The 10508-nt window shown below is 65.4% G+C and carries 9 protein-coding genes; 5 read left to right on the top strand and 4 right to left on the bottom strand.

The window, feature by feature from the left end; genetic code table 11:
- The 3 genes from EN742_RS11985 to EN742_RS11975 all read right to left on the bottom strand — a co-directional run.
- Nucleotides 1–602, bottom strand: a 602-nt coding sequence (locus EN742_RS11985) for a metallophosphoesterase (RefSeq protein ID WP_128332843.1), incomplete at its 3' end; no start/stop codon positions are given.
- Nucleotides 603–661: 59 nt separating this feature from the next.
- Nucleotides 662–1798 (bottom strand): alpha-hydroxy acid oxidase, encoded by a 1137-nt coding sequence (locus EN742_RS11980; protein ID WP_126056411.1) that lies wholly within the window; start codon nucleotides 1796–1798, stop codon nucleotides 662–664.
- 22 nt (nucleotides 1799–1820) lie between these two features.
- On the bottom strand, nucleotides 1821–2618 hold the full coding sequence (locus EN742_RS11975; RefSeq protein WP_126056410.1) for an FCD domain-containing protein: 798 nt from the start codon (nucleotides 2616–2618) through the stop codon (nucleotides 1821–1823).
- A 207-nt stretch (nucleotides 2619–2825) separates the two neighbouring features.
- On the opposite strand from EN742_RS11975, the gene EN742_RS11970 reads away from it, so the two are divergent.
- The 5 genes from EN742_RS11970 (at nucleotide 2826) to glcF (ending at nucleotide 9010) form a co-directional block, all read left to right on the top strand.
- Nucleotides 2826–4148, top strand: coding sequence for a DUF3422 family protein (locus EN742_RS11970; protein ID WP_126056409.1), 1323 nt, complete (start codon nucleotides 2826–2828; stop codon nucleotides 4146–4148).
- Between the two features lie 279 nt (nucleotides 4149–4427).
- Nucleotides 4428–5924, top strand: coding sequence for an FAD-linked oxidase C-terminal domain-containing protein (locus EN742_RS11965; RefSeq protein WP_126056408.1), 1497 nt, complete (start codon nucleotides 4428–4430; stop codon nucleotides 5922–5924).
- Between the two features lie 108 nt (nucleotides 5925–6032).
- Nucleotides 6033–7289, top strand: coding sequence for an FAD-binding protein (locus tag EN742_RS11960; RefSeq protein WP_127405314.1), 1257 nt, complete (start codon nucleotides 6033–6035; stop codon nucleotides 7287–7289).
- The gene (locus tag EN742_RS11955) at nucleotides 7286–7675 is read left to right on the top strand and encodes a DUF4870 domain-containing protein (RefSeq protein WP_126056406.1); all 390 of its coding nucleotides are present in this window, start codon (nucleotides 7286–7288) and stop codon (nucleotides 7673–7675) included. The genes EN742_RS11960 and EN742_RS11955 overlap by 4 nt, the downstream gene beginning before the upstream one ends.
- Before the next feature lie 9 nt (nucleotides 7676–7684).
- Complete coding sequence (gene glcF / locus EN742_RS11950; RefSeq protein WP_127405315.1) at nucleotides 7685–9010, top strand: glycolate oxidase subunit GlcF; 1326 nt, start codon at nucleotides 7685–7687, stop codon at nucleotides 9008–9010.
- A gap of 228 nt (nucleotides 9011–9238) precedes the next feature.
- Here glcF and EN742_RS11945 read toward each other — a convergent pair whose 3' ends face one another.
- Nucleotides 9239–10429, bottom strand: coding sequence for an integrase core domain-containing protein (locus tag EN742_RS11945; protein ID WP_126056960.1), 1191 nt, complete (start codon nucleotides 10427–10429; stop codon nucleotides 9239–9241).
- Between the last annotated feature and the right edge of the window lie 79 nt (nucleotides 10430–10508).

The raw sequence follows: 10508 nt of genomic DNA, 5'->3' as shown, positions 1-10508 counted from the left end.
AGGCCGGGGTGATCGTGAAAGGCATCGCGAATCCAGATCAGGTCCTGCGGACTCTGGCTTTCGAGCGGCACGCCTGGCCGGATGCCGGCATGGCAGAAGAAGAAGTCGCCGAAGGCCACGGAAAACGGCAGTGAGCGCAGGAAATCGACATGGGCTTGCGGTACGGCCTCGATCAGGGCCGCGTGTCCTTTCCGTACCGTCTCTGCCTTGCCGAACCAGCGCGCGTCCGCGACCAGATCAACGCCATAGGACTGCGCCGTCTGGACGCCGCCATAGCGCATGAACAGGCCGTCCGGATCGGGTTCGGCGAGAAAGTCGAGAAAGCCGATGTCATGGTTGCCGGCGAGCATCAGGTGGCGCGGGTCGCGCTTCTGCGCGTCGATCAGGAAATCGATCACACCCCTGGAGTCCGGCCCACGGTCGGCATAGTCGCCGAGATGGATGGCACGCCAGTCAGCGGTCGGCTTGTATTCGAGCTCGCTTTCGATCCGGCGGTGCATGGCGGCCAGGAGGTCGAGCCGGCCATGCACGTCGCCGATGGCGCAGAGCCGCATGCCTTCCGGCCCGCGCGCGTCGAGATAGTGGATGCCGGTTTCGGTCACGGTGAGCGTCTTCCCGTATCGATCATCACGGGAAACTAGGGCGGATAGGTGAATAGGCCCTAGCGCCTCAGCTGGTCCTTGCCCATGTCGGTTACCAAACGCTTACCGCACAGTGCCAGCGTGATGTCCATTTCCTTGCGGATGATCTCCAGCGCCTTGGTGACCCCGTCCTTGCCCATGGCGCCGAGGCCGTAGAGGAAGGGACGGCCGATATAGGTGCCCTTGGCGCCGAGGCAGAGCGCCTTGAGCACGTCCTGGCCCGAGCGGATGCCGCCATCCATGTGCACCTCGATCCTGTCGCCGACGGCGTCGGCGATCTCCTCCAGCACCTCGATCGACGAGGCGGCGCCGTCGAGTTGGCGTCCGCCATGGTTGGAAACGACGATCGCGTCGGCGCCGGTCTGGGCCGCCATCAGCGCGTCCTCCTTGTCGAGGATGCCCTTCAGGATCAGCTTGCCTCCCCAGCGCTCCTTGATCCAGGCGACATCCTTCCACGACAGTTGCGGGTCGAACTGCTCCGTCGTCCACGACGACAGCGAAGAGACGTCGCCGACCCCCTTGGCATGGCCGACGATGTTGCGGAAGGTGCGGCGCTTGGTGCCGGCTATGCCCAGACACCAGCGCGGCTTGAGCGCCAGGTCGATGATGTTGGCGAGCGTCATCTTGGGCGGCGCCGACAGCCCGTTGCGGACATCCTTGTGGCGCTGGCCGAGGATCTGCAGGTCGAGCGTCAGCACCAGCGCCGAGCATTTCGCCGCCTTCGCCCTATCGATCAGGTTGAGGACAAAGTCCTTGTCGCGCAGCACGTAGAGCTGGAACCAGAACGGCCTCTTCGTCACCGAGGCGACATCCTCAATCGAGCAAATGCTCATCGTCGACAGCGTGAACGGCACACCGAACTCTTCCGCCGCCTGCGCCGCCAGCATCTCGCCATCCGCGTGCTGCATGCCGGTCAGGCCGGTTGGCGCCAGCGCCACCGGCATCGCCACCTTCTCTCCGATCATGCTCGTTTCCAGCGAGCGGTTGCTCATATCGACCAGCACGCGCTGGCGGAACTTGATCTTCTGGAAATCCTCCTCGTTGGCGCGGTATGTGCTTTCGGTCCAGGCGCCGGAATCGGCGTAGTCGAAGAACATCTTCGGCACGCGGCGGCGCGCCAGGTCCTTCAGATCGGCAATGGTGAGGATGTCGCTCATGGTCTTTCCCGCTGGGTGTTCGCTAATTCGTTGTCTTGGCGCCGTCGCCGGCGTCGGAGCGCTGTCTCAGCCTCAGCCGTGACACGCGCTGCCAGTCGCCGCTGCGTTCGGCCTCGAGCATCGAGCGCTCGACATAGGAGATGTGGTCCATGGCCGCTTGCCGGGCAGCCGCCGGATCGCCGGCCTTGATCGCCGCATAGATCGCCCGGTGCTGGTGAAGCAGGGCCTCGCGCGCGCCGGGCACGCTGAACACCAGAAGCCGGTTCTGGAACACACCTTCCGACAACAGCCGGTAGCAGGAGCGCAGCGTATGCAGCAGGATGATGTTGTGCGCGCATTCCGAGATGGCGTGGTGGAACTCGATGTCGATCTCGGCCTCGTCGTCGAAATCGCCGGTGCGGTGCGCCTCGTCCATGCGCGCCATGATGCTGTCGAGCAGCGTAAGGTCTTCCGGCGTGGCGCGCCGCGCCGCGTATTCGGCGGCGACCGCCTCGATCTCGCGGCGATACTCCAGATAGTCGGTCACCGCCTTGCGGTGCATCGAGATGAGGTCGGTCACCGGCTTGGTGAACAGCTGGCCGATGACGTCGGCGACATGAGTGCCACCGCCGGCCTTGGTCGTCAGCAGCCCACGCCCCTCCAGCGCCTTCAGCGCGTCGCGCAGGATCGGCCGTGACACGTCGAACTGGCGCGCCAGCTCGCGCTCGCCCGGCAGCCGGTCACCGGTGCGCAACACGCCTTCCAGGATCAGGCTCTCGATCTGCTGCACCACCTCGTCGGCGGTGCGCGAATGCTCGATCCTGGAGAAAATATCGCTCAACGGGGTGCCTGGGAAAAGAAGCGGTTGACGTTCAGATTAAAGCCTGTGTCGCCAACTGGTCAAATTATTTATCCAATTCGTTCGGTTTGGTCCGGTTCGGCGTCGCCGCCCTATATCGCCTTCAGCTAAACTTTGCCGTTTGCGTCTCCCGGCGATTGGTCCTAGAGGACGCCGATACACGCAGGGTCAAGAACAGGGGGACCGGCCGTGTCGGACGAGACGTCCAATCTCGAATTCCAGCCACGCGCCCAGGGCAGCGTCATGGGTTTTCCGGCGCATGGAGGGCGCTCCGGCGCGCTGGGCGAGGTCCATGCCAGGCCGCATCCGCTGATCGAGAAGCCGCGCGTGCTGATCCAGCTTTCCTTCATGACCGAAGGCGGCTCCGGCGTCGACCACGCGGTGCTTTCGGAGATGTCGCGACGCCTTGGCATCGCCGCCCCCGACCGCCAGGCCCGCCACCATGCCATGAAGTGGGGCAAGGGCTCGTTGCGCTGGGAACGGCACACGGAATTCTCGACCTACCTGTGGGAAGGGCCGCTTGCCGAAAGCGCCGGATCGCAGGAGGATTCGCCTTTTGGCAACGGGTTTTCGCCGCCGGGCACGGTCATATCCGGGATCAGGCTCGAGATCCGCAAATGGACGCAGGCCAGCGAAAGACTGATCGCCGATTTCGACCCGACCAGCCTGTGCTACTCGCTGGTCGGGCGCGGCAATGCCGCCATTGTCACGGACTTCCGCCAGGACGGCGACGGCCTGACACGCATGCTGGTGCTCGATCGGGGCCTGACGCCGGCCAGCACCGGCGCGCTGTCGCAGCGGCTGATCGACATCGAGACCTACCGGACGCTGGCCATGCTCGGCCTGCCGCTGGCGCTGACGCTCTCCGGCCGCGCCCGCCGCATCGAGGACCGGCTGGCGCAGACCACGCTGGAAATGAAGGGGGCGGAGACCCGGGACAGCCAGACGCTGCTTGCCGACCTGACCGAGCTGGCCGCCGAATTGGAGGCGGATGCCGCCTCCAGCCTCTATCGCTTCGGCGCCAGCCGCGCCTATGACGGCATTGTCGTCGAGCGACTCGAGGCATTGGAGGAAGAGCCGGTGTCCGGCTACGACACCTGGGCCGGCTTCCTGCAGCGGCGCATGGCGCCGGCCATGCGCACCTGCCGCTCGGTCGAGGAGCGGCAGGCCAACCTGTCGCGCAAACTCACCCGGGCCACCACGCTCCTGCGCACCTGGGTCGATGTCGAGGTCGAGAAGCAGAACCGCGACCTGCTGGCCTCGATGAACAACCGCGCCCGCCTGCAACTGCGCCTGCAGCAGACGGTCGAAGGCCTTTCCGTCGCCGCCGTTTCCTATTACGTCGTCGGCCTCATCTCCTATCTCGCCAAGGGCGCCTCGATCTTCGGCCATGCCTTTGCGCCCGAAGTCGTCACCGCCGCCGCGGTGCCGGTCGCCATCCTGCTTGTCTGGTGGGGCGTGCGCCGCGTGCGGCGCATGCACTCCGAGCCGGCGAAACATCCGGGAGAATAATCTCCCCCTTGAGGGGAGATGTCTCCGAAGGCGACAGAGGGGGTCGCCTCGCGTGGGGCGCCGACGCTCTTCGCGACGTCAGACAGCGTTGGCATTTCACGCGCTAGGACCCCCTCTGACCGCTTCGCGGCCATCTCCCCCCTCGAGGGGGGAGATTAGGGCGCAGCGGCAGATTGCCGCTGCGGAAGCGTCCGGCACTCGATCTCGATCAATGCAGAGTTTGCAACTGACGCGCTTCACTGGTAAAAGATTTTGACCAGTAAAGCGAAGAGGCAGCCCATGCCCGGCCTTGCCATGCCGAAGCCAGATGCCGCCACCATTCGCCGGCGCGCCGAGATCGTCGCCGACATGCGCATCATCGTGCCGGGCGAGGGCGTGGTCGACACGGCCAATGAAATGCGCGCCTTCGAGAGCGACGGTCTCACCGCCTACCGGCAGTTGCCCCTGGTCGTGGTGCTGCCGGAAACGGTGGCGCAGGTCTCGCGGGTGCTCAAATACTGCAACGATCGCAACATCCGCGTCGTGCCGCGCGGCTCCGGCACATCGCTCTCGGGCGGCGCGCTGCCGCTCGAGGATGCCGTGCTGCTGGTCATGAGCCGCTTCAACCGCATCCTGGAGATCGACTTTCCCAATCGAGTTGTCGTCGCCCAACCGGGCGTCACCAATCTCGGCATCACCACCGCCGTCGAGCAGGAGGGCTTTTATTACGCCCCTGATCCATCCTCCCAGATCGCCTGCTCGATCGGCGGCAACGTGGCGGAGAATTCCGGCGGCGTGCATTGCCTGAAATACGGGCTGACCGCCAACAATGTGCTGGGCATCGAGATGGTCTTGATGAATGGCGAGGTGGTGCGGCTGGGCGGTCGGCATCTCGACGCCGAGGGCTATGATCTGCTCGGCGTCATGACTGGCTCCGAGGGCCTGCTCGGCGTCGTCAGCGAGGTCACCGTGCGCATCCTGAAGAAGCCGGAGACGGCGCGCGCTCTCCTGATCGGCTTTCCGACCAGCGAGCAGGGCGGCCAGTGCGTCGCCGACATCATCGGCGCCGGCATCATCCCCGGCGGCATGGAGATGATGGACCGCCCGGCGATCCACGCCGCGGAGGATTTCGTCCATGCCGGTTATCCGCTCGACGTCGAGGCGCTGCTGATCGTCGAGCTCGACGGACCGGGCGTCGAGGTCGACCACCTGATCGGCCTCGTCGAGGCGATCGCCTACAGGAACGGCTCGACCACCTGCCGCATCTCGCAGTCGGAGCAGGAGCGGCTGAGCTTCTGGGCCGGCCGCAAGGCGGCCTTCCCGGCGGTCGGCCGCATCTCGCCCGACTATTACTGCATGGACGGCACCATACCGCGCAAGGAACTGCCGCGCGTGCTCGCCGGCATGCGCGACCTGTCGGAGAAATACGGGCTCGGAGTCGCCAACGTCTTCCACGCCGGCGACGGCAACCTGCACCCGCTGATCCTCTACGACGCCAACGTGCCGGGCGAGCTGGACAAGGCCGAAAGCTTCGGCGCCGACATCCTGCGCCTCTGTGTCCAGGTTGGCGGCGTGCTGACCGGCGAGCATGGCGTCGGCGTCGAAAAACGCGACCTGATGCCGGAAATGTTCAACCAGGTCGACCTCGACCAGCAGATGAGGGTCAAATGCGCCTTCGACCCCAACCACCTGCTCAACCCCGGCAAGGTCTTCCCGCAGCTCCGCCGCTGCGCCGAGCTGGGGCGGATGCATGTGCATCGCGGGCAGGTGGCGTTTCCGGACATTCCGAGGTTTTGATGGGGGCCAATTTCGCATGACGGCGCAGGAACGCGGCCTATCTCCGTCTTGGGCTACGCCCGAGCCACCTCTCCCCCGCTTTGCGGGGGCGAGGAAAGGCGCTCTCCGATGACAACCTTCACCCCAATCTCATCCGCCGAAGTCCTCTCCACCATTCAATGGGCTGCAGCGGAAGAGGCGCCGTTGGAGATCCTCGGGCATGGTTCCAAGCGCGGCATCGGTCGTCCGCTGCAAGCGGAACACACGCTCGGCCTGTCGAAGCTCACCGGTATCACCCTCTACGAGCCAGCCGAATTGGTGCTGTCGGCCAAAGCCGGCACGGCGCTTGCCGAGATCGAGAGGCTGCTTGCCGAGAACGGCCAGCAATTCGCCTTCGAGCCGATGGACTATGGCCGACTGCTCGGCGGCGAGCCGGGCAAAGGCACGATCGGCGGCGTGCTTGCGGCGAATCTGTCCGGCCCGCGCCGGCTGAAGGCTGGCGCGGCGCGCGACCACATCCTCGGCGTCGGCGCCATCTCGGGTCGCGGCGAGGCCTTCAAGTCCGGCGGCCGCGTCGTCAAGAACGTCACCGGCTACGATCTCTCCAAGCTGATGGCGGGAAGCTGGGGCACGCTCGCCGTGCTGACCGACGTCACCTTCAAGGTGCTGCCGGCGGCGGAGACCGAGGTGACGCTCGCCATCCGTGGCCTGCTCGACGAGGCGGCGACGGCCGCCATGGCGCTGGCACTTGGCTCCAGCGCCGAAGTATCGAGCGCCGCCCACCTGCCGGAGCGCATCACAGCGCGCGTCGATTCCGGCAAGCATGGCAGCGATGCCGCGACGCTGCTGCGCGTCGAGGGTTTTGGCCCTTCCGTGGTCTATCGCATTGAGGCATTGAAGCAGCTGCTTGGCAAAGCAGGGCCGCTGGAGGAGATCGCCGACGAGGCGTCGAAGGCCATCTGGCGCGATATCCGCGATTGCATACCCTTCGCAGATGGCGGCGCGAGACCGGTTTGGCGTGTGTCGATGGCGCCGTCGCAGGCGCATCACATGGTGATGGCCCTGCGCATGCAGGCGGCGGTCGACGCTTTCTACGATTGGCAGGGCGGTCTGGTCTGGCTGTCGATGCGCGAGAACGATCCCGAGGCCGGCCTGCTGCGCGGCCTGATCCGCAAGCATGGCGGCGGCCACGCGACGCTGGTGCGCGCCGCACCCGCGCATCGCGCCGCTCTGCCGGTGTTCGAGCCGCAGCCACTGCATCTGGCGGCGCTGTCGGCGCGGCTGAAGGCCGAGTTCGACCCCAAGCATATCCTCAACCCCGGTCGAATGGCGCCGGGTTCCAGCTCTGCTACTCTGGCACACTCATCGGAAGGAGCAGCACAATGAGCAACATCAATCAAGGCCCGGGCGGCGGACCGCGCCAGACCGATCGCTGGCTGGAGCCAGGTTCGACCAACGCCCTGGTCATCTACATTCTCTATCTCGCCGGCCTCGTCATTGGCGTCACCGGCATTGTCGGCATCGTGCTTGCCTACATCAACCGCGGCAAGGCTGGCGGCTTCGTCGAAAGCCACTACACCTTCCTGATCAGGACCTTCTGGATCGGTCTGCTCTACGCGCTGATCTCCGTGGTCCTTATGATGCTCGTGATCGGCTTCCTGCTGATGTTTGCCGCTGCTGTCTGGTTCATCGCCCGCTGCATCCTCGGGCTGCAGGCGCTGCAGCGCGGCGAGCCGGTCAAGAACCCGCAAAGCTGGCTCCTCGGACAATAGGACTCCCCGGTGCAGACTAACTTCTCAGCCGCCCAGCTTGCCGATCCGCACGTCGCGGAATCGGAAAAGATCCTGCGCAAATGCGTGCATTGCGGCTTCTGCACCGCCACCTGCCCGACCTATGTGACCTTGGGCAATGAGCTGGATTCGCCGCGCGGGCGGATTTATCTCATCAAGGACATGCTCGAGAACGGCCGGCCGGCCGACAAGGAGATCGTCACCCATATCGACCGCTGCCTGTCCTGCCTCGCCTGCATGACGACATGCCCCTCGGGCGTCAATTACATGCATCTGGTCGACCATGCTCGCGCCCATATCCAGCAAACTTACAAGCGGCCGCTGCTCGACCGGCTGACGCGCGCCATGCTGGCTTTCGTGCTGCCCTATCCCTCGCGCTTCCGTGCGGCATTGAAGCTGGCCGGGCTCGGCAGGCCGTTCATCGGCCTGTTCGAAAAGCTGCCGGCGCTAAAGCCTGTCGCCGCCATGCTCAGGCTTGCGCCATCCTCGATCCCGGCGGTGTCGGCAATGGCCTTGCCTGGCGTGCACGCCGGGCAGGGCACGCGCAAGGGCCGCGTTGCCATCCTGACCGGCTGCGCGCAGTCGGTGCTCGATCCGGCCATCAACGAGACGACCATCTCGCTGCTGACAAGGCTCGGCGTCGAGGTGGTGGTGCCGGAAGGCGAGGGCTGCTGCGGCGCGCTCGTCCACCATATGGGCCGCGAGGAGGCAGCCCTTGCCTCGGCGAGGCGGAACGTCGACGCCTGGACGCGCGCCATCGACCAGGGCGGGCTCGATGCTATCGTCATCACCGCATCGGGCTGCGGCACCACGATCAAGGACTACGGCTTCATGCTGCGCCTCGATCCGGCCTATGCCGAAAAGGCCGCGCGGGTCTCGGCGCTGGCCAAGGACATCACCGAATATCTGGCCGGTCTCGACCTGCCCGAACCGCTGCGCAAGCCCGGCACTGTCGTCGCCTATCATTCGGCCTGCTCGATGCAGCACGGCCAGAAGATCACCCGGCAGCCGAAGGAGCTGCTGGCCAGGGCGGGCTTTGTCGTGCGCGAGCCGCGCGAAGGGCATCTTTGTTGCGGCTCGGCTGGCACCTACAACATCCTGCAGCCCGAGATCTCGGCAAAACTGCGCGACCGCAAGGTGAAAAACATCGAGTCGACCGGCGCCGAAATCGTCGCCACCGGCAACATAGGCTGCATCACCCAGATCGCCTCCGCCGCGAAACTGCCGGTGGTGCACACGATCAAGCTGCTCGACTGGGCCTATGGCGGCCCGAAGCCGGAAGGCGTTGCCGACTCGACGATGGTCGCGGCAGAGTGATGCAGTTCCTCCAGGTTTCGACTTGGCCAGATAATTCTTCGGACTGTCGGCGCTGCCCCTCACCTGCCTGCCGGCGTCCTCTCCCCGTATAGTGACGGGGAGAGGGGCGCTGTCATGGCTGATTTCGCCAATCACCTGCGTTGCAAGAGGGTCGCCGCCGTCGCAGCCAGTGTCCAGCCGATAGATGGGTAACAGTTTGAACCGGATACATAGGTAACAGTTCTCCCCCTATTTGTCCGCTGCAGCGCCAAGCGGATTGGTTAGCGCGGCGCTGCAGCGGACAAGCGTCATACGCCTTGTGTCGATGATGCCGAGCTGGTGTGCATGGAAGGAAAGAGCCCATTGACCATCCTCGGTTTGGGCGGCCGCGACAGCTTCACCAACCAGTGCCTGCGAGACATAGACGAAGCCGCCGTTCCACCTGATCTCGCCATTGTGGCGTACATGACGGACCGCGGCCTCGGCCGGATAATCAGGCTCGGGCGGCATCGTCGGCATGGCGCGCCGGGAGGATCTGTAATGCTGGGCTGGAGTGTCCATGCCTAGCGCCTCATGGGGACGTTCTTCATTGTAGCTGCGCCGGAAGGCCTCGAAGGCGTGGCCCTGGGCCGCCCTGTCGGCCTCCGGTGCCTCGGCCAGCGGCAACAGGGTCAGATGAAAGCGCTCGTGGCGCCCGTTCTGCTGGGGTTTGCCGGGCGCGATCCGCTCCAGGGCGATGCCGAGTTTGATGAAGCGCACCGCAAGCGGTGTCAGCCCGGTGACACCGGCCGACGCGAAGGGCGGGCCATTGTCGCTTCGGAACCGGTCCGGCAGGCCATGCTCCTCAAACAGCCGCTCGAATACCGGCCAGGCCTCGGCATCCGCCGTCGAGCCGGTCGCTTCGAGCGCCAGCAAGTAGCGGCTCGACGCATCCATCACCGTCAACGGTTCGCAACGCCACCCGTCACGGGTCCGGAACCAGCCCTTGTGATCGCCGGTCCACACCGCGTTCGGCCCTTGCGGCTCCGGCCAAGGTCCATTGCCGCAGGCCCGCAGCCGGGTCCGCTTGCGGGCGCTGACAAGCCCATGCCGTGCAAGGATAGCGCCTGCCGTCGAGGCCGACGGCCAGATCAAGTCGGGAGCCGCGCGCTTGAGCCGCGCCACGATCTTCTTGGGCCCCCACAGCGGATGCGTCTCCTTCGCCGCCACGATCCGCTCGACAAGATCAAGGGCTGTCGCACGGCCATGATTGAGCGGCGCTCGCGGCCGATCGTGCAAACCTTCCGGGCCAAACTCCCGGTAGCGACCCAGCCATTTATAGCCGATCTTGCGCGAAATTCCGTAGGCCGCACAAAGCTCGCTCATCGTCTCTTCGCCAGAAAGGCAATCCACTACAAAACGAAGCCGCTCGTCCATGATGCCAGTCTCTCGCCAAACCATCGCCGGGTCCTCCGGCGAGGGAGAAAACTGTCACCTATGCAATCGGTCCATTCTGTTACCTATCTATCCGGTTCGGACA

This window comes from Mesorhizobium sp. M4A.F.Ca.ET.020.02.1.1 (assembly GCF_004022645.1).
Classification (GTDB): domain Bacteria; phylum Pseudomonadota; class Alphaproteobacteria; order Rhizobiales; family Rhizobiaceae; genus Mesorhizobium.
The sequence above is the reverse complement of the archived record's forward strand: the minus strand, read 5'-3'. Positions and strand labels throughout refer to the sequence as shown.

What these genes read in the sequence shown, in the direction of transcription:
- EN742_RS11980 (WP_126056411.1), bottom strand. Translation starts at nt 1,798, where the DNA reads ATGAGCGACATCCTCACCATTGCCGATCTGAAGGACCTGGCGCGCCGC.
- EN742_RS11965 (WP_126056408.1), top strand. Translation starts at nt 4,428, where the DNA reads ATGCCCGGCCTTGCCATGCCGAAGCCAGATGCCGCCACCATTCGCCGG.
- EN742_RS11960 (WP_127405314.1), top strand. Translation starts at nt 6,033, where the DNA reads ATGACAACCTTCACCCCAATCTCATCCGCCGAAGTCCTCTCCACCATT.
- EN742_RS11955 (WP_126056406.1), top strand. Translation starts at nt 7,286, where the DNA reads ATGAGCAACATCAATCAAGGCCCGGGCGGCGGACCGCGCCAGACCGAT.
- EN742_RS11945 (WP_126056960.1), bottom strand. Translation starts at nt 10,429, where the DNA reads ATGGTTTGGCGAGAGACTGGCATCATGGACGAGCGGCTTCGTTTTGTA.